The 21,590-nt window shown below is 64.5% G+C and carries 42 protein-coding genes and 1 tRNA gene; 22 read left to right on the forward strand and 21 right to left on the reverse strand.

Annotated features, from left to right (window positions below; translation table 11 throughout):
• The 4 genes from FYJ91_RS16435 to FYJ91_RS16450 all read right to left on the reverse strand — a co-directional run.
• On the reverse strand, positions 1-578 hold a 578-nt coding region (locus tag FYJ91_RS16435; RefSeq protein WP_181008555.1), incomplete at its 3' end, for a phage portal protein.
• 113 nt (positions 579-691) lie between these two features.
• Positions 692-2,212, reverse strand: a complete 1,521-nt coding sequence (locus FYJ91_RS16440; RefSeq protein ID WP_149523415.1) for a terminase large subunit — start codon at positions 2,210-2,212, stop codon at positions 692-694.
• Entirely contained in the window at positions 2,209-2,691 is a 483-nt protein-coding gene (locus FYJ91_RS16445; protein ID WP_149523416.1) for a terminase small subunit, read from the reverse strand. Before FYJ91_RS16445 ends, FYJ91_RS16440 begins: the two co-directional genes overlap by 4 nt.
• 63 nt (positions 2,692-2,754) lie before the next feature.
• Positions 2,755-3,090 carry an HNH endonuclease gene (locus FYJ91_RS16450; protein ID WP_342788026.1) on the reverse strand — a complete coding sequence of 112 codons (336 nt, stop codon included), beginning with the start codon at positions 3,088-3,090 and terminating at the stop codon, positions 2,755-2,757.
• Between the two features lie 291 nt (positions 3,091-3,381).
• On the opposite strand from FYJ91_RS16450, the gene FYJ91_RS20705 reads away from it, so the two are divergent.
• Positions 3,382-3,549, forward strand: coding sequence for a hypothetical protein (locus tag FYJ91_RS20705; RefSeq protein ID WP_181008556.1), 168 nt, complete (start codon positions 3,382-3,384; stop codon positions 3,547-3,549).
• A 32-nt stretch (positions 3,550-3,581) separates the two neighbouring features.
• On the opposite strand, the gene FYJ91_RS16455 is transcribed toward FYJ91_RS20705, so the two are convergent.
• Genes FYJ91_RS16455 through FYJ91_RS16465 form a run of 3 tightly spaced genes read right to left on the reverse strand, consistent with a single transcriptional unit; the run spans position 3,582 to position 5,562 of the window.
• The gene (locus FYJ91_RS16455) at positions 3,582-4,040 is read right to left on the reverse strand and encodes a GIY-YIG nuclease family protein (protein WP_149523418.1); all 459 of its coding nucleotides are present in this window, start codon (positions 4,038-4,040) and stop codon (positions 3,582-3,584) included.
• Between the two features lie 26 nt (positions 4,041-4,066).
• Entirely contained in the window at positions 4,067-4,699 is a 633-nt protein-coding gene (locus FYJ91_RS16460; RefSeq protein ID WP_149523419.1) for a hypothetical protein, read from the reverse strand.
• Entirely contained in the window at positions 4,696-5,562 is an 867-nt protein-coding gene (locus FYJ91_RS16465) for a helix-turn-helix domain-containing protein (protein WP_149523420.1), read from the reverse strand. Before FYJ91_RS16465 ends, FYJ91_RS16460 begins: the two co-directional genes overlap by 4 nt.
• 68 nt (positions 5,563-5,630) lie before the next feature.
• Here FYJ91_RS16465 and FYJ91_RS16470 point away from each other — a divergent pair, with 68 nt between their 5' ends.
• The 3 genes from FYJ91_RS16470 (at position 5,631) to FYJ91_RS16475 (ending at position 6,416) form a co-directional block, all read left to right on the forward strand.
• Complete coding sequence (locus tag FYJ91_RS16470) at positions 5,631-5,843, forward strand: hypothetical protein (protein WP_149523421.1); 213 nt, start codon at positions 5,631-5,633, stop codon at positions 5,841-5,843.
• Positions 5,844-6,011: a hypothetical protein gene (locus FYJ91_RS20710; RefSeq protein ID WP_181008557.1), complete on the forward strand. Its 168-nt coding sequence runs from the start codon at positions 5,844-5,846 to the stop codon at positions 6,009-6,011.
• A 192-nt stretch (positions 6,012-6,203) separates the two neighbouring features.
• Complete coding sequence (locus FYJ91_RS16475; RefSeq protein ID WP_149523422.1) at positions 6,204-6,416, forward strand: hypothetical protein; 213 nt, start codon at positions 6,204-6,206, stop codon at positions 6,414-6,416.
• Between the two features lie 8 nt (positions 6,417-6,424).
• Here FYJ91_RS16475 and FYJ91_RS16480 read toward each other — a convergent pair whose 3' ends face one another.
• The 11 genes from FYJ91_RS16480 to FYJ91_RS16520 all read right to left on the reverse strand — a co-directional run bounded on the left by FYJ91_RS16480 (position 6,425) and on the right by FYJ91_RS16520 (position 11,267).
• Complete coding sequence (locus tag FYJ91_RS16480; protein ID WP_149523423.1) at positions 6,425-7,054, reverse strand: methyltransferase; 630 nt, start codon at positions 7,052-7,054, stop codon at positions 6,425-6,427.
• Positions 7,051-7,575, reverse strand: coding sequence for a hypothetical protein (locus tag FYJ91_RS16485; RefSeq protein ID WP_149523424.1), 525 nt, complete (start codon positions 7,573-7,575; stop codon positions 7,051-7,053). Before FYJ91_RS16485 ends, FYJ91_RS16480 begins: the two co-directional genes overlap by 4 nt.
• The gene (locus FYJ91_RS16490; RefSeq protein ID WP_149523425.1) at positions 7,572-8,150 is read right to left on the reverse strand and encodes a hypothetical protein; all 579 of its coding nucleotides are present in this window, start codon (positions 8,148-8,150) and stop codon (positions 7,572-7,574) included. Before FYJ91_RS16490 ends, FYJ91_RS16485 begins: the two co-directional genes overlap by 4 nt.
• Positions 8,150-8,368 carry a hypothetical protein gene (locus FYJ91_RS20715; RefSeq protein ID WP_181008558.1) on the reverse strand — a complete coding sequence of 73 codons (219 nt, stop codon included), beginning with the start codon at positions 8,366-8,368 and terminating at the stop codon, positions 8,150-8,152. The genes FYJ91_RS16490 and FYJ91_RS20715 overlap by 1 nt, the downstream gene beginning before the upstream one ends.
• Positions 8,365-8,811: a hypothetical protein gene (locus FYJ91_RS16495; protein ID WP_149523426.1), complete on the reverse strand. Its 447-nt coding sequence runs from the start codon at positions 8,809-8,811 to the stop codon at positions 8,365-8,367. The genes FYJ91_RS20715 and FYJ91_RS16495 overlap by 4 nt, the downstream gene beginning before the upstream one ends.
• A 126-nt stretch (positions 8,812-8,937) precedes the next feature.
• Positions 8,938-9,135, reverse strand: coding sequence for a DUF2303 family protein (locus tag FYJ91_RS20955; protein WP_246152723.1), 198 nt, complete (start codon positions 9,133-9,135; stop codon positions 8,938-8,940).
• Positions 9,041-9,604, reverse strand: a complete 564-nt coding sequence (locus FYJ91_RS16500) for a DUF2303 family protein (RefSeq protein ID WP_246152685.1) — start codon at positions 9,602-9,604, stop codon at positions 9,041-9,043. Before FYJ91_RS16500 ends, FYJ91_RS20955 begins: the two co-directional genes overlap by 95 nt.
• A gap of 24 nt (positions 9,605-9,628) precedes the next feature.
• A complete protein-coding gene (locus FYJ91_RS16505) occupies positions 9,629-10,033 on the reverse strand; it encodes a hypothetical protein (protein WP_149523427.1) in 405 nt (134 codons plus the stop codon).
• 114 nt (positions 10,034-10,147) lie between these two features.
• Complete coding sequence (locus FYJ91_RS16510) at positions 10,148-10,579, reverse strand: hypothetical protein (RefSeq protein ID WP_149523428.1); 432 nt, start codon at positions 10,577-10,579, stop codon at positions 10,148-10,150.
• A 2-nt stretch (positions 10,580-10,581) separates the two neighbouring features.
• Positions 10,582-10,920, reverse strand: coding sequence for a LexA family protein (locus FYJ91_RS16515; RefSeq protein WP_149523429.1), 339 nt, complete (start codon positions 10,918-10,920; stop codon positions 10,582-10,584).
• Positions 10,917-11,267, reverse strand: a complete 351-nt coding sequence (locus FYJ91_RS16520) for a transcriptional regulator (protein WP_149523430.1) — start codon at positions 11,265-11,267, stop codon at positions 10,917-10,919. Before FYJ91_RS16520 ends, FYJ91_RS16515 begins: the two co-directional genes overlap by 4 nt.
• Positions 11,268-11,349: 82 nt before the next feature.
• Between FYJ91_RS16520 and FYJ91_RS16525 the strand changes: the two genes are divergently transcribed.
• The 7 genes from FYJ91_RS16525 (at position 11,350) to FYJ91_RS16555 (ending at position 14,621) form a co-directional block, all read left to right on the forward strand.
• Positions 11,350-12,012 carry a S24 family peptidase gene (locus FYJ91_RS16525; RefSeq protein ID WP_149523431.1) on the forward strand — a complete coding sequence of 221 codons (663 nt, stop codon included), beginning with the start codon at positions 11,350-11,352 and terminating at the stop codon, positions 12,010-12,012.
• 15 nt (positions 12,013-12,027) lie between these two features.
• Positions 12,028-12,414, forward strand: coding sequence for an HIRAN domain-containing protein (locus FYJ91_RS16530; RefSeq protein ID WP_149523432.1), 387 nt, complete (start codon positions 12,028-12,030; stop codon positions 12,412-12,414).
• An 81-nt stretch (positions 12,415-12,495) separates the two neighbouring features.
• Positions 12,496-12,861, forward strand: a complete 366-nt coding sequence (locus FYJ91_RS16535) for a hypothetical protein (protein WP_149523433.1) — start codon at positions 12,496-12,498, stop codon at positions 12,859-12,861.
• A 182-nt stretch (positions 12,862-13,043) separates the two neighbouring features.
• A complete protein-coding gene (locus FYJ91_RS16540; protein ID WP_149523434.1) occupies positions 13,044-13,286 on the forward strand; it encodes a hypothetical protein in 243 nt (80 codons plus the stop codon).
• Complete coding sequence (locus FYJ91_RS16545; protein ID WP_149523435.1) at positions 13,286-13,780, forward strand: cupin domain-containing protein; 495 nt, start codon at positions 13,286-13,288, stop codon at positions 13,778-13,780. The genes FYJ91_RS16540 and FYJ91_RS16545 overlap by 1 nt, the downstream gene beginning before the upstream one ends.
• Positions 13,777-14,244 (forward strand): hypothetical protein, encoded by a 468-nt coding sequence (locus FYJ91_RS16550; protein WP_149523436.1) that lies wholly within the window; start codon positions 13,777-13,779, stop codon positions 14,242-14,244. The genes FYJ91_RS16545 and FYJ91_RS16550 overlap by 4 nt, the downstream gene beginning before the upstream one ends.
• A complete protein-coding gene (locus FYJ91_RS16555; RefSeq protein ID WP_149523437.1) occupies positions 14,244-14,621 on the forward strand; it encodes a hypothetical protein in 378 nt (125 codons plus the stop codon). The genes FYJ91_RS16550 and FYJ91_RS16555 overlap by 1 nt, the downstream gene beginning before the upstream one ends.
• An 8-nt stretch (positions 14,622-14,629) precedes the next feature.
• Here the strand turns inward: FYJ91_RS16555 and FYJ91_RS16560 are convergent, their stop codons facing one another.
• Positions 14,630-14,947, reverse strand: a complete 318-nt coding sequence (locus FYJ91_RS16560; protein WP_149523438.1) for a hypothetical protein — start codon at positions 14,945-14,947, stop codon at positions 14,630-14,632.
• Between the two features lie 153 nt (positions 14,948-15,100).
• Between FYJ91_RS16560 and FYJ91_RS16565 the strand changes: the two genes are divergently transcribed.
• From FYJ91_RS16565 to FYJ91_RS16610, 10 genes are all read left to right on the forward strand, one after another.
• Positions 15,101-15,484 (forward strand): hypothetical protein, encoded by a 384-nt coding sequence (locus FYJ91_RS16565; protein ID WP_149523439.1) that lies wholly within the window; start codon positions 15,101-15,103, stop codon positions 15,482-15,484.
• Positions 15,477-16,493, forward strand: coding sequence for a phage Gp37/Gp68 family protein (locus tag FYJ91_RS16570; RefSeq protein WP_149523440.1), 1,017 nt, complete (start codon positions 15,477-15,479; stop codon positions 16,491-16,493). The genes FYJ91_RS16565 and FYJ91_RS16570 overlap by 8 nt, the downstream gene beginning before the upstream one ends.
• Positions 16,490-16,909 (forward strand): hypothetical protein, encoded by a 420-nt coding sequence (locus FYJ91_RS16575; RefSeq protein ID WP_149523441.1) that lies wholly within the window; start codon positions 16,490-16,492, stop codon positions 16,907-16,909. The genes FYJ91_RS16570 and FYJ91_RS16575 overlap by 4 nt, the downstream gene beginning before the upstream one ends.
• Positions 16,906-17,319, forward strand: a complete 414-nt coding sequence (locus FYJ91_RS16580) for a hypothetical protein (protein ID WP_149523442.1) — start codon at positions 16,906-16,908, stop codon at positions 17,317-17,319. Before FYJ91_RS16575 ends, FYJ91_RS16580 begins: the two co-directional genes overlap by 4 nt.
• Entirely contained in the window at positions 17,316-17,660 is a 345-nt protein-coding gene (locus FYJ91_RS16585; protein WP_149523443.1) for a hypothetical protein, read from the forward strand. The genes FYJ91_RS16580 and FYJ91_RS16585 overlap by 4 nt, the downstream gene beginning before the upstream one ends.
• Positions 17,657-18,307 (forward strand): hypothetical protein, encoded by a 651-nt coding sequence (locus FYJ91_RS16590; RefSeq protein ID WP_149523444.1) that lies wholly within the window; start codon positions 17,657-17,659, stop codon positions 18,305-18,307. Before FYJ91_RS16585 ends, FYJ91_RS16590 begins: the two co-directional genes overlap by 4 nt.
• The gene (locus FYJ91_RS16595) at positions 18,291-18,524 is read left to right on the forward strand and encodes a MerR family transcriptional regulator (protein ID WP_149523445.1); all 234 of its coding nucleotides are present in this window, start codon (positions 18,291-18,293) and stop codon (positions 18,522-18,524) included. Before FYJ91_RS16590 ends, FYJ91_RS16595 begins: the two co-directional genes overlap by 17 nt.
• Positions 18,524-19,225, forward strand: coding sequence for a hypothetical protein (locus FYJ91_RS16600; RefSeq protein WP_149523446.1), 702 nt, complete (start codon positions 18,524-18,526; stop codon positions 19,223-19,225). Before FYJ91_RS16595 ends, FYJ91_RS16600 begins: the two co-directional genes overlap by 1 nt.
• Before the next feature lie 81 nt (positions 19,226-19,306).
• Positions 19,307-19,720 (forward strand): site-specific integrase, encoded by a 414-nt coding sequence (locus FYJ91_RS16605; RefSeq protein ID WP_149523447.1) that lies wholly within the window; start codon positions 19,307-19,309, stop codon positions 19,718-19,720.
• Positions 19,721-19,899: 179 nt separating this feature from the next.
• On the forward strand, positions 19,900-20,220 hold the full coding sequence (locus FYJ91_RS16610) for a hypothetical protein (protein WP_149523448.1): 321 nt from the start codon (positions 19,900-19,902) through the stop codon (positions 20,218-20,220).
• A 67-nt stretch (positions 20,221-20,287) separates the two neighbouring features.
• Here the strand turns inward: FYJ91_RS16610 and FYJ91_RS16615 are convergent, their stop codons facing one another.
• Entirely contained in the window at positions 20,288-20,527 is a 240-nt protein-coding gene (locus FYJ91_RS16615; protein ID WP_149523449.1) for a DUF6894 family protein, read from the reverse strand.
• Between the two features lie 475 nt (positions 20,528-21,002).
• Here FYJ91_RS16615 and FYJ91_RS16620 point away from each other — a divergent pair, with 475 nt between their 5' ends.
• Positions 21,003-21,227, forward strand: coding sequence for a hypothetical protein (locus FYJ91_RS16620; RefSeq protein WP_149523450.1), 225 nt, complete (start codon positions 21,003-21,005; stop codon positions 21,225-21,227).
• Positions 21,228-21,450: 223 nt separating this feature from the next.
• Here FYJ91_RS16620 and FYJ91_RS16625 read toward each other — a convergent pair.
• A tRNA-Asn gene (locus FYJ91_RS16625) sits at positions 21,451-21,525 on the reverse strand.
• Positions 21,526-21,590 lie beyond the last annotated feature (65 nt).

Consider the following 21,590-nt stretch of genomic DNA (forward strand, 5'->3'; position numbering starts at 1 on the left):
GCCGCTTGCTGCGCTCGCACGGCCATGCCCAGCGTGTCGGCCGCGACATCGAGGATAGAAATGCCGTTGAGGCCATCGAGCGTCAGGGGCGTGCTGAAGTGAAAGACGTCGTCGGCCTGAAGGATCGTCGTGCCGCCGCTTGGCCGGTTATAGCGGAATGTCAGATCGAACGTGTCCGAAAGCAGCGGCTTGATGCTTCCGCGAGCGAGCGGGACGAGCTGGCGCACCGCGCCGCGGGATTTGATCTTGAGCGCATAAGCTGCGCCGTCCAGCAGGGCGCAGATCTGCATATAACTCTTGAACCGCGATGCCGTTTGATAATCGTTCGGCTTGCGGTGCAGGACGTTGAACAGCGGGTGATCGGTCGCCTTTTCGGTGTCGCGGCCGTTTCGACGGCGGAGGTGAAGAGGGAGCATCCCCATCGATCCGCACTGGAGCGTCAGTGCGCGATTCAACGTGCTGTTTCGAAGTGCCAGGCGCTCGTTGACCGCAACGCCAGCAAATCCCGTACGCCCGCCGGTGCCGCGCATCATCTCCAGCAGGGCAGGATCGCTAAGCGAATAGGTGTCATAGGCCACGATTGGGCCTGCCAATGGTGGCGACCCCATCCGCTGGGGTTGCGCACCGTTTCGGCGAAAGCCAACGGCAGCGCGATATGCATCCGGCGACGTGAAACCTGCCATGCCGCCTCCTAAATTCGCAACACGCCGCGGCGCGCGTAAACTGACGGTTGCTTGGCGGGCTCGTCGAGCGCCACCATGCCCATCGCCATGACGAGGGCGACCATGCCGTCGATCCTACCCGTCGATTTCGCCTTGTTAAGCTTGCGGTCGCCCGCGGCGTTCTTCTCGACGACGGCGTTGGCCGCGCACATCGTCATCACTGGGTGAGCGCCGTGGCGCATCTGCTTGTTAAGAAAGGCGATCTCGGTGACGTCCATGGCCGGCGCCATCGAGACATGACCTTGGCCGAATGGTTCGAACGGCAGCACCACCCCAAGTTTCTGGAGCTGCGCTTCGAGCGTTTTGAAGCGATATCGATCGAACCCGAGCTTCGCGATATTCAGGCCGGCGCAGATCTGTGCGATCTTCACAGCCACGAACTCATAATCGACCGCCACGCCGGGCGTGGTTTCGATCAGCCCTCGCTTGACCCAGACATCATATGGCACGCGATCGCGCTTGGCATGGTCGACGAGGGTGCGCTCCGGTTTCCAGAACCACGCCTTGACGTTCCAGCGCCCGTCGGCGCCGCGGGCGATCAGCACGAAAGCGCAAAGGTCGGTCGTTTCGGCAAGATCGAGGCCGCCATAAACGGGGCCGGTGAGAAATGCCTGCTCGTCGACCTCGTCAGTGCCGTCAGCCCACACACCAGGCGAAATGAAGGGCGAGAACCGGTTGACCCGCTGGTTGAGATAGAGGTTGCGAAACGAGTTTTCGAAAGACGGCATGCGCGCCGCCTTCTCCGCGGCCTGCTGCAGTTCGACCGCGGATCTGAACGTCCCCAAGGCGGGGTTTGCGGCAGCATGGGCGACGGGATCGAGCACATCGCAATCAGGCTCACCGGCATAGACATGGCAGACGATCTTCGGGTCTCGTGACCTGACCGCGTCGTCGATGCGGATGCTCAACATGTCGCCGTCGGTTGGCGCCTGTGTTGAGATGATCAGCTTCAGCGCATCATCGTAGGCGCCCTGCGCCGTCTCGATGGCTTCAACGAAGTCATCCTGCGGACCGCGCACCTGGCCCATCTCGTCGAAGATTGCCACCACCGGCGACAAGCCGTGCGCGGTTTGGCCGTCGGCCGCCAGCGCCCGATACTCGACGTTCTTCGCCAAACCAATCAGCCGCTTGCCGGATGGCACTATGCGGACCAACCGGCAGAGGTCCGGGCTAAGGTTCACCATCTTCGACGCGAGGCCGAAGACGAGCGCCGCTTGGTCGCGGGATCGCGCGCCACTGACGATCTGACTATTCAGCCGGGCTTCCGGTCCGGCGATGTGCGCGAGCATGATGCCGGCGATCAGGCCGGACTTTCCATTCTTCCGGGCGATCGAGAGGATGCCCTCGGTCGTGCCGGCAGGATTATCGTACACCTCGAGAATGAAGCGCTTCTGAAAATCGTCGAGCCGCATCGGCTTCCCGACGAGCTTGCCTTCTGGGACGGGGCAAAAGCGTTCGATGAACGCGATCACCTTTTCGCCGCGGGTCACTGCAGAATCGACGGCCTCGCGAGCAGATCGTCCCCATCGGCCGCGATCGGGTTGTGCGCGGCCTCGATCTCCTGCGCGATGCCACGCCGTTTGGTGACGTCGCGCTGCTCGCCATTCTTGGCGCGGTTATCGAGGCCCAGCGCGCGGCGCAGCGTAACGATCCGGCGGGCGAGCTTGTCCACCGCGCTGATGCTCTTGATCACGAACGCCTGCTTGATCTTGCCCTTCACGTTACCGCGCTGCCCGACCGACATGGTCGACAGCATCTCGGCATCGGCCATGGCGCGCGCCAGGTTGGCGGCCACGAGCAAGTCGCTTTCGGTCCATTCGGACTTCGGCTTTTCGGAAATGACACAGTCCCAGAACGGCATGTCGCCGGGCCGAAGGGCAATATGCGCCGGCGGGGACAGATCGCGCGCGGCCGCAGCCATCGTCGCCACCGCCCCCGTCGCGCTATCGATGCGCTGCCGACGGGCCATAAGAGCAAATCCTGTATTAGCGATGAAAGACGAGGGGCCGTCGGTGTCCAACGGGCCGGGCTTTCAATCTTTTGCCTGGGGGGTGGTAGGGCCGTGCCGGTTCCATGGGTGGTCGGGGTCGACCGGCAGGCCGCTGGCGTCGCACCCGCTGACCTTCTCGAAGCCGAACTGCTCGGCAGTCACGTCGCGGTGGCAGTTGCTGCACAGGTTGCGTGTGTTCTCGTCAACGTCCTCGCCGCCCAGGGCGAGCGGATGGACGTGGTCGACCGCGGTGGCGAGCGTGACGCGGCCGCGAGCAGCGCAGATTTCGCAGAGTCCACCCGTGCGAGCGAGGCGCCTTCTGCGCGCCTTGACGCCCGCTGAGCCTCGGATGCGATCGCCCATGCGGTTGCCCTGCATTATTTACGGTGATGGCAAGATGTGGTCTTTGCCGCTCATGCCCGCGCCGATACCGATTCTTGAACGCGCATTCCAAATCGCCGAGGAAGGCGGATGCCGCGACTGGCGGGACGTGATCGCTGCGCTCAAGCGAGAGGGTTATGCCTCTGCTGAGCTGAACTTTAGCGCTCCGCTGTTGAGGAAGCAGATCAACAGGGTTTGCAGTCGGCCTCACGACTAGGAGTGGGTGAGACTCACTTAGATCATATACGGCGGCGTCGGGACATGCTCTGTCGACGCATGCTCAGCCCAATGTCAGTTCTCGAACGTGCCTTTCAGATCGCCAGCGAAGGCGAGTGCCGAAACTGGGAGCATGTCGTCACCGCCCTCAAGCGTGAGGGCTACGAAGATATCGATCAGCATTTCAGCGGTGCGCTGATCAAAGACCAGATCAACAAGCGATGCGCCCAAGCGCTCTGATAGCTAGCGATGAAGTCATTTCTGGCAGATCTCTAACACCCGCTCGAGCGCTGGCGCGCCCTGATCATCATCGCCCGCACGCCGCGCGCCTCCTTGCGCGTGGAGGGTTCAGGCTGAGGCGGCAGTGATCGCGAGGCGCCGTCATTGGCCGCCCGAAACCGTTTAGTTATTCCACATTGGTTGTATCGCGGCGCATATTTGATGATCAGAGCGCGCTCGCGTTTGGCAAGCTGATCGGGGCGATATCGAAAGAACGCCACCGCGTCGAAGTCCTTCAGCCCATCGGAGATATGCTGGCCGATTCGGCGGCGCATATCGACGGCTTGGCCGACATATACCACGACACCATCCAGCAAGAGTAGGTAGACGCCCGACGTGGCCAGGGCCCGCAACGAAGGCAGATCTACAATCTCAGGATCATCGGACATTTTTCCGGATTCCCGCCCGAGCAGGCCAACACCTGCCGGTCGGGGATCGGCGAGGGGGGCCAAGCCCATCCCATTAACTCACCGGCTGCTTATGCAGCGGCACCCGTGAAGGGCTGCGCATCATCTACATCATTCGAATTCAGGAGCCAAGAGGCCACGCGCACACGCATGCTGCCGCCGAGGTCGATCGCGACAAACCGACCGCGCTCATCCGTCACGACGCCGGACAAGCCGCTGTAAGGCCCCTGCTGCAAACGAATGTGCTGCCCCCGCTTCACGCTGTGAGGCTGCTTCTTGAGACGCACGATCCGGTGCCGCTCCTCCTCGACGCGCAGTCCGGCGATTTCACCATCGGCGATTTCAGGAATGCGCCCCTCGTGACGGAAGAAAGAGAAAGCCGGATAGGGGTTCACTCCTAGCGACAGAGCCCGGATCAACTCAGGCTTGTGGACCGCCCGCACGAAAACAAATGTCGGCGCGATCGGCTGGGCAACCTCATAAGGAACGCGGGTGCGAGCGCGGCGGCGCGTGACCACCAGGCGCGGTGTCCATGCCTCGATACCAGCGCTCGCGAGTGCCTCCTGCAACAGCAGCGTGCGCGCCCCCGCCGTCCGCAGAATGCACCACCGGCGCGCTGCCTGCCCGTTGCCCTGTTCAATCGTTTTCATGCCCGTCGTCCCGCTCTCGATGTTCCTGATTGTCGTGCTGGCCGCGTCGATCATGTCGGCGGCTGGCGGCTGCCCATCCGGCGCCGGATCTCGGCGGCATCGTCATGGCGGCCGATGCGGTCGAAGAACGCCGCCTGCCGCTCGAGCGCATCCTGCTGCTGATCCGCCGACGGTGCCGCGCCACCGTTCGGCAACGCTCCGGCATAGTCGAAGCCCAGCTTCACGTTCCGCAGAACCTGCGGATGCTCCCGCACCACCCAGTTCGCCCAGGTCGTTACCCAATCGCGCTTGCTACCCTGCGCCCGGCTCTCGGCGAGGAAGTGGTTGTGGAACGTGAACGCGGTCAGCTCGTAGGCGCCAGCCGGCCAGTTCTTGACGAGGTTCCGGGCCTGCGGTGGTAGCGTATCGGCAGGCGGTGGCGTCCAATCGGCGGCGATCCGCGTGCCCCGCGCCACTTTTTGCCGTTGCTCGACCTTACGTTGCCGAGCGCGGCCCCCGGCTGGGGGCGACAAGGCGCTAGCCTTGTCGGGGGTATTACGGTTCATTGAAGGTTTGCCCGCAGCGGCTGCGGGGGTTGGCGCAGTCTCTGCGGGGGTGCGGTCATTGCGGGGGCGCAGCGGCTGCGGGGGTGCAGGCGTTGCGGGGGTGCCCAGATCAGGCGCGTCACCAGCCGGATAGACGTAGTAAATCACGCCCTTGCCGGGCTTCTCGCGGCGCGCGAGCAGCCGCTTTGTGATCAGCGTCTTGATGACGCCCTGCACGGTGCGCTCGCCCTTGCTGCACTTCTTCGCGAGCGTCGGCATCGATGGCCAGCACTTGCCGTTGTCATTCGCGGAATCGGCCAGCGCGAGCAGCACGAGCTTCTCGCTGTCGGGCAGAACGAGATCCCACACGGCGGACATCAGTTTGATGCTCATGCTGCGGCCCCGAAACGAGAGGAACTCACCGATCGGCGCTCCGTTTGGCGACGAAAGAGGAGAGAGACATGGAAAGCGCCATTCCCGCGGGCTCGTTCTGGAGCATCATAACGATCGTCGGCCCGCTGCTGCTTGGCCTGGCGCTCGCGTATGCGGTGATCCGCAATCGGCGGATGACCCGCGCGCAGAACGACCTGTCCGAGCGCGCGACGCGCCAGAACAAGCTCGATGCTGCGATCGAGGAAGGCGCTGACGGCGCCGCCGAACGGCTCTCGCGCTAAGTGGCCGCCGCCTTGCTCGAAGCCGGCGGCAGCGCATGGGGCGCAGCTGCGATGCTGTCGCCCCTCGCTATCGGCATATTCATCTTTGCTTCGGCTGCGATCGCTGGATATCGCGATCACGATACGGTTCAGGCCGAATACGACAGACGCGAGACCAACTCGCGCTGACGCACGAGGGGGGCGGAATTGATTTACGACGTAACTGGCGAGCTGCCGCATTGGGCGGTGGCAGTCGTCATTGTTGGCACGCTCTTGAGCGTGGCCGCACTGATCTGGGCATCCTTCGTCGCAGGCGAGTGAGGCGCACTTCGTGCGCGGGGTCGTCGCGTGTTTGGCGCAGCTCGACGATACAGCGCCCGCGTGCCGGAACGCGGCGCTCGCGCCTCCGTTTGCCAGGGCATGCTCGCGACGTTCATCCTGATCTTCACGCCCGTCGTGATCGCAGCGCTCGTGCTGCTTCCCGCAACGCTGCGCGAGCGGATCGCGATGGGCTGCAAGAAGCAGCCCAGCCGACCGACGAGATATCGTCGCGCGCGGCCAACGGCGAGGACTGAGCCCGCGCAAACTGATTGACCCCCAAGTCATTCAGTGATCGCCGGATAATCGTCAGCATGCTCGAGCCGCTTGCGGCATGGCGCAATCCACCGAAGCCGAGTGTCATCTTCGCCATCGATCCAGACGAGCCACGCATAGGCGGTCGCGGTTGACCCCTCAGGCGCCAGCCGCCCCTTATGCATCACAACGCGCTCACAGAACTGAAGGACGAAGCTTGGCGGGTTGTGCGCGAAGATCGTCTCATAGCGGCCAATTGATTCGAGAAACGCGGCGCGCACCAGCACTGCGAAGCCGACGCGGCTCGTGGCGGCCATGCGATCAATGAACTGCGCTGCGAGGCGGAAGGGCGGGTTCGTGATCGTCCAGTCCACCATCGACGGCAGGAAGCCGAAGAGATAGTCCTCCACCGGGAAGCCCGCGCCGTAATCGTGGATGTCGGCAGCCTCGACATGGCCGAACCACTCCCGCAGCGGCGCGACCATATGGCCACGATTTGCAGCCGGTTCGCGACAGACCATGCCGGTTAGGTCGATGCCCTGCGCTTCGATGAACTCGCACAGCGCGCGGGTCGCCCAGGGCGGCGTCGGGAAGTCGTCGAGGCTATCGTGAGCTTCGACACGACGCTGCATGACGGCGGTGGAGCGGTTCTGGCTCATGCCGCGTCCCCGATGATTGTGAAGACGACGCAGCCGATCGGGCGCGCGCGGTGGAACTGGCGTGTGACGATGTCGAACCGGTTGTCGTCGACCTTCAGCGCCAGGGCGATGCCATCGCGGCCGTTCTTGAAGGCGCCCTCGGGATTGTCGTCGTCGCGGGCGCGGCGGTCGGGCGGGAACACGTCGAGGCGAACAGCGATCTGCCCAGCGGCGGGCAAGGTCACGCAAGCCGCGCGGGCAAGGACGAAGCAATCCTGCTTGTACGCCTTGGCGGCCTTGGCCTTATCCCAGCGGTTCGGTCGCGCATTGGAGCTGAGCGCGTTCGGCGGATAGTCGCAGATGATGCGCTGCCCGCGCGGCACGCCCAATTCGGCGAGCGCCAACTCGACCTCTTGGGCGGGCGGGGCGGCCTTCAATGGACGGATCTGCACCTTGCGCTTGCGCTTGGCCTTCGCGCGGTCGGGCAGCGGCGCCATCTTGCCGAGGCCGAGGCTGCGCCAGTTTAGGGCGCGGGCCGTCATGCTGCCCAGCCTTTCGCGCGCGCCAGCTCGATCAGATCGTTCGCGGCGATGATGCCCCGGCCGCCGACGTTGAAGTGATTCCGGCCACCGTCAGGGACGTTGCGCGCGCGCAGTTCGTCGGCCGGGTGGACACTCATCCGATAGACGTTCGGGTAGAAGCGCCGCAGGTAGCTCGCCGCCATGCCCGCGTCGGACGTGTCGGCGGTCGCCATGGTGGGGGCAGGCCCGCCCCGGTGGACTGACCTGCGCGGCGGCGGGGCGCAGCGGGGAGCCGCCTTCGGCTTCGTGCTCCGATGACCGCTCGAGACGACGCCGACCTCACGGCACCACCGCGTGATCAGCTTGCTTCCGACGTCCCAGCGCTGCTCCATCTCGGCGTAGGTCATGCCGGGCGCGACCGCGGCGAAATCGTCGGGGAGCGTGCGGGCCCTCGATGGCGGATTCGCAACGACGCCGGCTTCCTTGCGAAAGCGCGTGATGATGGTGATGCCGCAGCCATAGTGCTCGGCGATCTCGGCATTTGTCTTGCCGACGGCGACTTCGGCGAAGTCGGCGGGCGTGGTCATGGCGTGCATCAGTTCCTCCACGCGGAAACGACGGGATCTGGCAGGCGCTGGGCCTTGCGCGCGGCGTGACCGGCATCGGCTGCGGCAGCACGCGCGGCGCGGGCACGGCGGCGCGTTTCGAGCGCGGCATCGATGCCGGCGGCGATGGGGCTAGGCTGGGGGGTGACAGTTTTTGACACCCCCGCCAACTTCGCTCCGCGCAGGAGGCGGATCGCGGCGCCGATCATGCCGCCACCTTCGACAGATCGACGAGCCGCCCGCGCAGGGCTGCGATCTCCGTGGACATCGCCGATGCATGGTCGCGCTGGAGCGCTTCGAGCGAATTGATGTCGGAGCGGAGCAGGGCGACCTCGGCCGGCTCCTTGATCTCGCCAAAGCCCGCGATGCGGAACGCGGCGACGGTCTCGGTGGAGATACCGGCGGCCTTCGCAATCGTGGCATCGGACCAGCCGGTGACATAGCGGCCGTTCTCGCCGTCAAAGTGCTGGGCGAGCAGCTTGAGGGTTTCGGTCTGCCCGCGGATGGCGGCGGGCGAAGGCGATGCTCCCATGAGCGGATCCTTGGGCTTGGGGGCGGCGCAGCCCGGGCACAGGGCCGGGTCGAGGCGCCAGCCGCGCTGGGTGAATTTCTTGTCGATTTGGTCCGGGGCCATGAGCACGCGCAGGTTCACGTCACCGACGGCAGGGCATCGGGTGCAGCGAACGTGTGCGATCAACGCGGGGCGGCCGTCCCGACTGGTCGTCAGGAACCGGCTTTTGCTGCCGTCGCGATAGTGGTGGCCCCGGACCGTCACGGCTTATTCCGGCTTACCGTAGAGAACCGGCAGCTCAGTGCCAGCGGCGACGCGCGCGACGGCCTGGGTGAAGGCGTCATCGAACGTCGGGTCAGCGCGCCAGAGGTCATACCAGAAGACGATGCCTTCGCCCGTCTTGCGATAGCGAAGCCGCGCCGCCAGCCGATAGAAGGTGTCGTTCCTGAAGACCGGGATGGCGATCGGCAAACGCCGCCATCTTCATGGGCTTGCCGTCCTGCTCGAGCCATGCCTTCCACTCGTCGGACAGCGGGAAAGCATAATGACCGCGATGCGCGCCGAACCGCGGCGCCACCTTCACCGCTTCACCCCCGGGGTGGTAATCCAGCACCACCGTAATCGACGGCTTCGCGCGATCATTGTCGGCGAAGACGACGCTCTCGCCGTCCTTGAAGCGGTTGGCGTGGTCGATCAGGCTGTCGAGCGTCAGCAGCGTGGCAACACCGCGCCGATCGCGCGGCTGAGTGCGCCAGGCGTCGAAGTCGGCGGGGCGGAACAGCGTGACGTCATTGCCGCTGCGAACGGCCGGCACCGACAGGGTCTGGCCACCGTCCGAGACGGTGACGTTGATGACCTCGGCCTTCACATAGGTTTCGATGAGGTCGCGGGCTTCGGCGACGATGCCGCCCGCATTTTCCAGGACTTCCTTCATAGCTGGGATCTCCGATCGCGGGCGTTACGAAGCGTCGCGGAAGCCGCCCGCGCGGGCTCCCCCGTCGATGACCTCGCCGAACAGCTGGCGCTGCCCAGGGCGATGGCGGGTGAAGCGATTGTCGGGCGTCTGCCAAAGGATCGACTTGGCGCGCGGCGGCTCGGGGGAGACGACCTTGTAAGTCGACTTCAGGCTGACGACGCCGCCCTCCTGGGCGATGTCGACGACGATGGTCAGCTTGCCCTTGGCCTTGCCGCCGTTGTGGAACGCGGTGTCGCAGAGGTCCGCGTTCAGCTGCTTGACCGCCTGATAGCAGTCGGCCGAGAACTGGCCGTCCTCGAGGGTCTGGATGAACTCGCCCAGCGTGTTGCAGGCGCCGGGGATATAGCCCCCGTCCGCTGCGATGCTCGGGCCGTCTTCGTCTGCCATTTCGTCCTCCTTCGTGCGCGCGAAAGCCCCGGGCGCTGGGCGTGCGAAATCGCCGTCGGAATCGCGTCCGACGTGCGTGGTTCAGTTTAGAAAGCCCCCGCTACGGGCGCCGGATCAGCCGTCCTCGACCGCGTGCTGCGCCTTCGCGATCAACTCGCGCGTGCGCTTCCGCAGGCGGCCCTTTTCGACATGATCGATCTTGCCATCGCGCCGGGCCTCGCAGACGTCGGACACGAGCCCAGCCGCGTTGGCAGCCAGATCGTCCCAATTCGTCTCGGCCGTCTCGGCATCCACCAGCCGGGCATCGCCCGCCTCGAGAAGCATGTTAATCGCCTCGGGCGGCAGGACGCTGCGCAGCGCCAGCATCTGGGCGACGGTCATTGCGGACCCATTCGCCAGTTCGGCGAGCGTGGTCGCGCCGATGCCGGTAGCCTTGGCGAGCGCGCGATTGGAAATCTTGTTCGGATCGTTCGGGCCGACGTACCGCGCGAACATCTCGCGCTGCTGGCGCGCGGTTTCCCGGGCGAGGATCGTATCGGAAAACATGATTACGCGCGTCCCTCGATGGTAGCCCGGTTGGCATGAACAGGGTCGAAAGCGAACTGAACGGAGCCGAAGGGCAGGCGCTTATCGAGCTCGGCGATGAGCGCGTCGGTAGCGACGTCGGTCAGGTCCGGCTGGGCCTCGACGATCACGAGCGCGCGATGGCTGCCAGCCGAGCGGCGCAAGCGACCTTCGGCGATAAGGTGGTCAACGACGGTGTGCGCGTTCGAACGGCTTTTCAGGCCGAGGTCGGTCGCGATCTCGGTGAGGCTGGGCGACGCGCCGTGATGCGCGCGCTGATAGTCGCGGATGAAACTCAGCGCCTTGGCTTCGCGGCGGGTCATGCGGCTTCCTTGACGGCAAAGGGGCAATCGCGGACGGCGCAGCACTGGGCGGCGGGATCGTCGTCGCGGCGATTGCAGGCCGGTACGGAGCAAACCGCGACACGATCAGTGGTACGCCTGCGGGCGGTCTGTTCGCGCGGATACAGGTCGGGACGCAGCCGATATCGAGAACCAAACCCCGCCCGTTCAACCGGGAGGACGTACTGCGCTGGCAGCTCCGAGCCCTTCTTAAGCAGCTGCCAGATGTTGCCTTGCGTGCAGCCGCAGACAGCGGCGAAGGCAGTCTGCCCACCGGCCTTACGAACAGCCTCGCGGAACTCGGCGTGGGGTGAGAGTTTCGTTGCCATGACCCACTTGTAATAGATTGCTATTGTGTCTGCAATAGGCAACTTCAATAGCGAGCTATTCGGCTGCTGCTATGATGAGGGCATGGCAGAGAGCATAACTGTGCGCCGGCTGAAGCAGGCGATGGAGGACGCGGGGCTGGATCAACCCGCCTTGGCAGCGGCAGCTGGCTGCACACAGGGTGCCATCAGCCAGATTCTGTTAGGCAAAACAGCGCGTTCGCGTTTCCTGCCCGATATCGCTCAGGTGCTTGGGGTGTCGGTTGATTGGCTTAGGGGGAGCACCATAAATCGGACGCCAGACCTGCCTGCGGTTAAGGATGCGTCGGCTGGTGACGATACCGTCGAGGTAGCCCAGCTAGACCTGTCGTTCTCGATGGGACCGGGCACGACAATCGACGACTACATCGAGGAGGTCCCCTACCGGTTCGACATCGGCTGGCTTCGTCGCCTCACCCGATCCGAGCCCCGTCGGTTGCGTTTGGCGCGCGGGGTGGGAGAGTCGATGTCGCCGACGCTCCTGACAGGCGATCAGGTGTTAATCGATACCACGCAGCGGCAGCTTAATAAGCAAGACGGAATTTACGCGATCAGTCTCTTCGGAGCTGCCGCGATAAAGCGCCTTCGCGCCATCGGCCCCCAGCGTGTCCGGGTCATTTCTGATAACCCAGCCGTTGAGGACCAGGACGTCGATGCGGAAGATATTTCAATCGCTGGCCGGGTGATTTGGTTTAGCCGGGAGCTGTAATTGGCGATTGCTACGATGACGCTGGCGGTCGTCGGCGTGGATCATCCAAACCGGAGACCGCGAAAGCAGGGTAGCATTCCACGACGCTTCGAGATCGCGGCTTGCCGTCCAGGTGAACCAGTCGACCTTGAGCTTGAGCCTGACAACCCAGCCGACCCGAACGCCATCATCGTGCTCAGTGAGCGGGGCATTCAGATTGGATATGTGCGGGCGGAGCGAGCGCAACTCATTTCCGGATACATTAAGTCGGGAATCGAGATTCGGGCAGTTTTTCAGTCCGCAGAGGATTGGGGGGCCACGATCCGGATTACGACGGATGGAAGTGTCCCAGTTCTGCCGCCAATGGCGGCGACGGCGGAGCCTGAGCCGGACTGGTGGCCAGATGACGAATGGCCAGATTGAAAATAGAAAACTATTTTAGGTTGACGGATAAAAATAGATAACTATTGTTCCTGAGGCTACCTGCTTCGGGATGATCAATAGATGTCCACAACCTTCGCCGCGGCGCAGATCCCGCAAACGACCGGCTGGCGCCAGCATGACGGGCGGGCGTGCCCGACGAACCCCCTCGCGTTGGTCAAGGTCCAGTTCCGCGGCGAGAGCATCGAGGCAGCCGACAAGCGGCGCGCCACGCCCGCCTACACTTGGGACTGGATGCTCCCGACGTGGCACGCCCCGATCGCCGCGTGGCGCCCGGCGAACGAGCTGACGCTCGCACAGCGTCTGCTTGCCGAGGCCGAACCGTGGCTCGCCGGTATGGCATCGCGGCCGATGCGCATCTTCATCACCTTCGCCCTCATCGTCGCCGCGGCGGCGTGGGTGGCGCTGCTCGTCGAGATGACCTCGTGAGCGCCAACCGTGCCCCCCTGGCCGACGCCAGCAATCCCCCCCTTGCTACGTCGGCCGCAACCGACCCGGCGGCGATTTCCCTAACGCCGCCGGGTCAAATGTTACAATGTGTTGCACACAAGAAACAGGCGACCCGCTATGATGAGGGCCAGCGGTGCGGAGGCGACGTCTCAGTCAGCGGAGTGCCCCAACTCCAGCTGATGCACCGCGACCCGGTGGCGGACTGCGCCCGCCGCCGGGTCACCTCCCGATCAGCGGAGCGCGCAGCCGCCCATTACGAGCGGATGGGCTGTCTCGCCGAGGTCATCGGCGCGGGCTGCATCGCCAGCCTCCAGCGCGCGACCGCCGCGCGCATCCGCGATGGCTACGTCAACAACTTCGTCCGCAGCCTTGAGCGCGCGGCGATCGCCGGGAGTGCCCGCTGATGGATTACGCCAGCCTTTCCGACATGCAGGCGTGGGCGCGCGCGAAGATGCAGCGTCCACGCGACTTCGCCATCGGCCCCGCCGACAATCCCTATCTGCTGCGCTGGTGGATCATGCCGCGCAACGAGGGGTGCAATCTCTATCTCCACCAGATCCTGCGCGACGACGACGACCGCGCGCTGCATGATCATCCGTGGGAGAACACGTCCTACCTGATCGAAGGCGCATATCGGGAAATCACCCCCGACGGCATCTTGATCCGCCAGGCGGGCGACGTGGTGACGCGGTCGGCGACCGCCCTTCATCGGCTTGAACTGATCGGCGGCAAACCCTGCGTCAGCATTTTCATGACCGGGCCGAAGGTTCGCGAGTGGGGCTTCGACTGTGGCGAGCGCGGGTGGGTCCACTGGCGCGATTTCACCGCTGGGGACAATGGCGAGCTGGTCGGTCGCGGCTGCGGTGAGCATGAGCCTGCACCCAAGGCGCTGGCATGACCCAGCTCGACGCCCTGACCCATGGCCGGATCGACGCGCGGTCCCAGCTTCGGGCACGGCTCGCCATCTGCCGCGCCGTTCTGGGCGATCTTCCCGGTCCGCGCTGGCGCAAGGGATCGAACAACGAGCCGCGCTCCCTGATCGTGGACGTGCTGACGCGAAGCTGCGAGCCCTGCCAGGTGTGCGGCGCGCCGGGCGAACAGATCGTTGCGGCCGTCATCGGGAACGGTGCGCGCGAGGTCTGTCTCAGCTGCAACTCCGAAGCGATCGTCGGTGATTACGACTGGAATTCGCTTTCCGATTGCCTGCGCTTCAAGGCCGACCTCGCGGCGGGTGCCGTGGCGAGCGACGCCGCCACCTGTCCGACGTGCCTTGTCGAGCTTCACGACTTCGCGGGTGCCGAGGCGATCGCGACGGACTGTGCTCGATCGCACTGCGGCTTGAAGCCGGCGGAGGTGCTCTGATGACTTCGTATTTCGGCCGCTTCGGCAGCCCGCCCGAAGAGATTGGGCTGCCCGAGCGCTGCTACATCACCCCGTCGAAGCCGAACAACTGGCGCGGCGGGAAGGACAAGGACGCGAGGTTCACCCGCGCGCAGCTTGGCGTGATGGAACAGTTGGGCATGGACCCCGCAACCACCGAGGTCGTCGTCGTGCGCTCTACGGCGACGTATCGCGAGGAGCATGTCGGGTCCGGCCCCCAGCCGATCTACGTCATGCCGTGCCCGGTGCTCGAGCATCGCCCGAACGGCTTTCGCCTGGTCATCAGTCCGTCAGGCTATCGCGACCTGGTCCACGAGAGCGGCGACCTGTCGATCAAGAAGGGCAGGGGGCGGGTATGAGCTTGTGCTCACAACGCGACAAAGAGGCGGGTGCCCACGCCCGACAGCTCTCTGAGCGCCTGATCGTCGCCGACGCTCAGCATCACAATATCAATCGCGCACTCGGACATCTCGCTAAGTTCGCGGCACCAGCGGTGTTTGACCTCATGCCACTTGGCGCGGACCCGATCCTGCGTGGAGCCGTCGTTAACGTTCCAACCGTTCAGCAGGACGACCAGCGACAGGTCGAGCAAGTCGGAATTGGCACTGCAGCTGCTGGTCCTTCGGATCCAAAGTTCCTCGATACTTTCCTTGGTCATCGCCCAGGAGACGATCGGGTCGGTCATTGTTCTGGGGAGAGGCGGGCGGGCGACAGTGCTGCTCAGCTTCAATCCGCTCGACCACACTCATTTTTCTCCCGTAATCTTCATCGCTCGTCGAAACGACGCGCGCGCTTTTATCGTTCCGAAGATGCCTGCCCGGCGGTGGCGTCACAGCTGATGCAGGACGCCGTCCTCGTCGCGCATCCGGAATGCGACGTAGCGGGCGCGATTCTTCGCCGTCTTGCTGAGCAGCCGACAGGTCAACCAGAGCGCGCGTCGGATGACCTCCCATTCGCCATCGTGCCGCTGCCCCTCCAATATAAATCGGCTATCGATAGTCATTCGTCGGAGGCTTCCCGAGGTGGCGCGACAAGAGCGCTGCAGAACGCACTCGGTACGGAAAACGATCCTCGTTCGGATCGAGTTCGCAATGGGTCGCTCAAACCGGAAAGGCCGGCCGCGAAGCGCCAGCCGCCCGCCTGGATGATCGCGCCGGCGTGGTCGCGCGTCATCCGTCGCCTCGCGCTGGAATCGCTCAAGCGGAGCAACCCCTATGGCTGAGAATAGCAAGATCGAATGGACCGACCACACCTTCAACCCTTGGGAGGGTTGCCAGAAGGTCGGGCCGGGCTGCGACCACTGCTACGCCGAGAAGAGGAACGCGCGCTTTGGGGGTGGCTCAGCAATCAATTGGGGGGCGGGGGCGCCCCGTCGCCGCACCAGCGCCACAAATTGGCGGAAGCCCCGTCAGTGGCAGGCGGACGCCGCGCGGTTTCTGGCGGAGCATGGGCGCCGCCAGCGCGTGTTTTGCGCGAGCCTCGCCGATGTGTTCGACAACGCGGTCGATCCCGATTGGCGGTCGGACCTGTTCGAGCTTATCGATCAGACGCCCGATCTGGATTGGCTGCTGCTCACCAAGCGGATCGGCAACGCGGCCACGATGCTGCGCGCCGATTGGGAGCGTGACGCCTTCCCGCCGAACGTGTGGCTGGGCGCGACTATCGTGAACCAGGCGGAGGCCGACCGGGACATCCCGAAACTGCTCGCGGCACCGGCGCGCGTCCGCTTCCTATCGATAGAGCCGCTGCTTGGGCCGGTCGATCTTGCCGAGGTCTCGAATACCGGCACTGCGCTTGATCCTGAATGCTGGGGCGACTGCGCTTGCGATAGCCTTTACGGGCGCGATCCTGGCTGCCGCCGGAACGAGGGCGACGGGCAGCTTCAGCGCAAGATTGATTGGGTGATCGTCGGCGGCGAAAGCGGTCCAGGCGCGCGACCGATGCATCCGGATTGGGCGCGTGGCCTTCGCGATCAATGCACAGCGGCCGGCGTCGCGTTCCTCTTCAAGCAATGGGGTGAATGGGAAGTCGCTCTCGATCGCGAGCGCGACGACGCCGATTGGCGCGCCGATTACACCAATGATTTTGGCGATCGCGGCAAAACGAAATGGCTCAACCTCGCTGGCGGCTGCGGCTTCCACGGTGAACGCTTCCACGTCATGCGCCGGGTCGGGAAGAAGGAAGCCGGCCGGGCTCTCGATGGGGTTACGCACGATGGAGTGCCGGCATGATGTTTCTTTTCAACCCAGCCGGCGATCAGACGATCATGCACCTTGCTGAGTACGACCGGCTTGGTGGGATAGTCGGAGCGCTCTGCGGCAAGCGCGACTTCCTGCGCAGTTGCAACCTGCCGCTCGGCCGCGCGCGCTGCGCTGCCTGTGCCCAGATCGAAGCCCGGATTCAGCGCGGCGACCGGTCGGATGACGCCTGGCAGCGCCGCAGCGCCGAGGCCGACGAGTACACGACCGGCATGTGGCAGCGCCATCTGAGCGGCGTCTCGATGCTGTGCGTGGCCACCGATGCGCAGAGGCGCGGATTTTTGGACGGGATGAACGGTAGGCACTGGCCGCACCATTGGCGGGTGCGCGACAGCTTCGACCGAGGGCGGCATACCGCTCGGCTGCTCGGTTACAAGGTGCCTCTATGACCCCCTTCATCTGTCTCGCTATCGCGCTCCATGACGTCGACGGCCCGATCCACTGCGCCGACGGCGCGAAGATCCGGCTCCAAGGCATCGGTGCAACGGAGATGGACGGCGCGTGCCGCCCGAACCAGCCGTGCGTGCCCGGTGACCCGTTTGCCCAGCGCCGCGCGATGGCACGCGCGATCGGCGCCACGGTGGCGCGCGAGACGCGATCGCCGAGCTTCGGTCGGCTGCATTTCGCCCGTCCGATCCGGCTGACCTGCGAGGCCACCGGCACCAGCCACAAGCGCCTGACCGCCTGGTGCGCGACTGCGGACGGGCGCGACCTGTCGTGCACCGCGATTCGCGCGCGTGTAGCGGTGCGGTGGGTGCGATACGACAAAAGCGGTCGCCTGACCCGGTGCCGGCCGTGACGATCGATCTTTCGACCGCTGCGAAGCGCGCGCGCTTCGATGGCGCGCGGGCAGCGGCCGCAGGTCTGCCGCGCGCCTCGTGCCGCCGGCAACCGGGCGCGGCGACCTATGAGGCGTGGCACGACGGTTACGATGAAGTGGTCAACCGCGCCGCGCGAACTGCCGATCTCGCGTCTCGGCTCACGCGCCCGCAGCGCCGCTGGATCGGCTTTGACAGGATGCCCGGGGGTGGATTCTGGCCGTGCCGTCACGCGCTGATCGGAATGGGCCTGCTGGATGGCCGTGGGAAGCTGACCGAGCGAGGCGAAGCTGTGCGGGCCGAGATCAGGAGGGCGGCGTGAAGGTTCTATCCGTTGCGAGGGTGCTCGATGACCATCGGCGGCAGCGTCACGAAAAGAGCGCGCACGCCGTTATCATCTGTGCGCCAGCGGCCGTCGCGGCTCAGCTTCTCAAGAGTGGTGAAAGCATCCGCAGCGTCGGGATGCTGGTCGCGCAATACCGTCCACTGGATCAGGCATATGTCGATAAAGATGGGCTGACCGAAATGCTTCGCGTCAAATCGAACGACGTCTCCGACTATACGGCGGTCATTCGCATATCGGCTGATGCTGATAAGTCGATCCACGGAGCAGTTGGTGGACGCGAAGTGCCTCAGAAACAATCGCACAGAGCAACAATAGGCTCGCTCTATCGCGTTCTGGTGTCACCTCGGCCCCCATTTATCGTTCTGTGCGCTTGGCGCCGCCTCATCGACAACGCGACCAAGCTTTTCGAGTGCGTCAAAGACGTGTGCGTCCCGCTGCGATTCTTGAGGTCCAGCCGCCTTTTCGACCTTCAATTCGTAGTTCCCCGACCCGGGGTCGATGTCTTTCATCCAGACCTCCAGGTTGTTGTTCTGAAACAGAAATATGGTGGCCGGAGAAATCTCCAAGGCTCAGTCGTCCAAAATCATTGCTCGAAAGGAGGCTGGTATGGGGCTTGCGCTTGAAAGGCTTCCTGATTGGCCGGCCGCCCTCACGACCGAGGAGGCGCTCGCCTATACCGGCGTCGCCGAAACCCAGCTCCGCGCCTGGGCGAAGGCCCGGAAGGTGCATTTCCTCCCGATCGGCCCGAACGGTGCGAAGCTCGTCCTGCGCGACGAACTCGACGCGGCGCTGCGTGCGCGCTTCGCCGCTGTGTCCGACAATGACGTGATCGAGTTCTGATGGCCCGACTTCGCCTGCCTGCCTACGTCAACGTCCGCAAGCTGTCGGACGGCACCCCGGCCTATTACTGGATTCGCCCGAAATGGGCCTCGCCGCCGAACCTGCGGCACGGGAAGCCGTGCCCGGTGGAATCGTCGCCCCTCGGCATCAACCAGGGCGCGGCGATCACGAAGGCCGAGGCGCTCAACGCGGCATTCAAGGAGTGGAGGGAAGGGGAGGCGTCCGCGCGCACCCCGGGCACCGTCAAATGGCTGTTCAGCTGGTACTGCCAGCAGGAGAAGTTCACCGCGCTGCGCCACTCCACCCGCAAGGGCTATCGGTTCGCGATGGACCAGATCGAAGCAATGGATACGAAGGGCGGGCCGCTGGGCGGCCGCAAGGCCGCTGCGGTCGATGCCACCGTTTCTGACGCCCTCTACCGCAAGGCGCGCGCGAAGCATGGCGAGCGCCAGGCGTCCTACATGATGCAGGTCTGCCGCCTCGTGTGGAATCAGGCGCGCCGCCCCGGCTATTCAAAATCGACCGGCGTGAAGGACAATCCGTTCTCGGGGATGGGGATCAAGGCCAGCACGGGCGGAAAGGGCAACCGCGCCGCGACGCGCGCCGAATACGACCTGTATCGGGCCACGGCGCGCGAGCTGGGCAAGCAGAGCATGGCGACGGCCGCGGCGCTGCTGTTCGAATGCTGTCAGCGGGTCTAGGACGCTTTCGGGTTCGGAGATCCCGACGGGATCGAGCGCGGCTTCTATTGGGACGATTACCAGCCGGGCGAGCGCATCAGCATGGTGCAGTCGAAGACGGGGAAGGCCGTTACCTGGGAGCTGTCCGCCGCGATCGGCGACGAGGTGGTGCTGCTATATCCGGAACTCGAGGCGGAGCTGGCGCGCATGAAGCGCGAGGGCGGCAAGATGATCGTGCGCGATGAGCGCACGGGCCAGCCGTACAGGTTCGACTACATGCAGAAGCTTCACGCCCGGATTCGCGCGAAGGCGGGCCTGCCAGCCGATTTGCGCATGACCAGCTTCAGGCACGGCGGCATGACCGAGATCGGCGATGCCGGCGTCGACGACATGCGGCCGGTGTCGGGGCACACGAAGCTCGACACAACGGCGATCTACAACAAGGCGTCGGCTGAAAAGGCGCGCCAGATCGCGCTGAAGCGCCGCGAACACGTCACAATATTATCGAGGCACTGAGTACTGCGCTGTGCGCAGCATTACCAACGCGCACTCCGCAATGTTGCATCAATCGCTGCCTAACTGATCCAGATCAGCGCGCTCTCCTGTTAAAGCGAATATACGTGCTTATCGGCATCTCCTTTTGAGCGTGAGGCCGGCTGACAGCATCGGGAAAGCTGCCGCTCTCGGAGCTCCCTATGCAGATGACGTCAACCACCGTCGCGGATCAAAAGGCGTCGCGCGCGCCGATAGGAGAGTTAATGGTGGCCCGCGACATGCGCGGACCCGGCATCACTGCAATGATCGGTGAGGTAGCCGGAGAGCCGATTATCGTTCGGTTTGACACGTCGGCAATTCTGGCCCTGACCGAGAAATCGAGTTCTTTGCAGCTCATTGAGGAGGGTCTTCGCTCGCATCATGATCGGATAAGGGCGGCAGCTGCAGCCGTTTTGCTAGCCGGCTTCGCGTCGGTAGCTGCCGAGGGAACCGTGATTACCCTGTCAGCCCTCGACCTCTAGGCGGCCGCGGCGGAGGCGGATAAGAGAACGAGGCCGATCTCAGGTCCAACGGCGGGACATGCGGTGGTCAGCGTTTATACGCGGGAGAGAGCTGGCCGGCGACGTCGATCATGCCGACGAAAAGGTTGTTCTCATCCGTAAGTAGAACGGCCAGATCGTCGCTCCAGATATCCGTTCTGACGTCGTGAAGGAGTTCGCCGGCCAGCCGTTGAGCCTCCCTCTTCGCCGTTTCGACATCCGGTAGATCAATGGCGACCGGGTCAACGTCAGCCGCCGTGTGGGTAACCCGGACATAGTACCGAGGCATCTCTATCTCCCATGAGGGCGCAATAACCTCAGGCGGAGCTGTTAGTTGCGAACGTTTCGCAGGCGGATAGCTAAAGGCGCTTTGGGCGCGCGGTCGCGCGCGGTTAGTCCCAGCGCAGCAGGCCGCACTGATACTGTGAAGGAAAAATTCTTTGGGATGATCTTGAAGCGCCGAGGCGCGAAATTATTTTGCTTGCCGTCGGGGGCCGGCGGTCCCTGGCAGGAGGCGGCCAGGATAGGCCGGCTCTGCATCTTCAGATTGCTCTTTGGAGGGTTTGGATTTGTCGCTCACCGTGAACCAGAAAATCGCATATTCGGAACGTCGTGCGGATGAGGAGCGCGCCGCTGCTGCCGCTGCGCATTCTAGCGAATCGAGGCGCATTCACGAGGCTCTTGCCGAGCAGCACGCGCGCGCGGCGCGGCAGGAGAGGGAGCGCAGCGCGCGAAATAGCTTTGCGGTGAACTAGGAGAGCGCGATGAGATACGAGCTTTTCTCGCCAACGCGGCCCGAGCTTCCGTTTGCCACCACCGACCTTGAGCTCGACTTCGATGCTGAGCAGTGGGCCCGCCAGTGGGCGCTTGCCCATGAGGACGCCGGCGACGACTTCACTGTGCGCGGCAGCGATGGCAAGTTTTCGGCGTCGGTCTTCCGGACGAAGGCGGGCCAGTGCTACATCATGCGTAAGCCCGCCGCAGCCTGAGACGCTGCCAGGCATCTGCGGCGCTGGTATCTACGCTCGGAGATGGGCGATGCCGGCGTCGACGATACGCGGCCGATGTCACGGCACACGAAGCTCGACACGACGGCCATCTACAATAAGTGGGGCGCTTGTCATAACGGATGTCATAAAGCGCGTCATAACGACGCACGAAAGCACACCTCTCCAAACGGAGAAATGTGCTTTGTTTTCGATGGGTTGTCGGTGGCTCCCTGAGTAGGATTCGAACCTACGGCCATTCGATTAACAGTCGAATGCTCTACCGCTGAGCTATCAGGGAATACCGGTATCGCCGAGGCGAGGCGCGCCTATAGCAGCGGGTTGGCGGAAGTTGCAACCCGTCTA

Source organism: Sphingomonas montanisoli, from assembly GCF_008274695.1.
GTDB classification, from domain to species: domain Bacteria; phylum Pseudomonadota; class Alphaproteobacteria; order Sphingomonadales; family Sphingomonadaceae; genus Rhizorhabdus; species Rhizorhabdus montanisoli.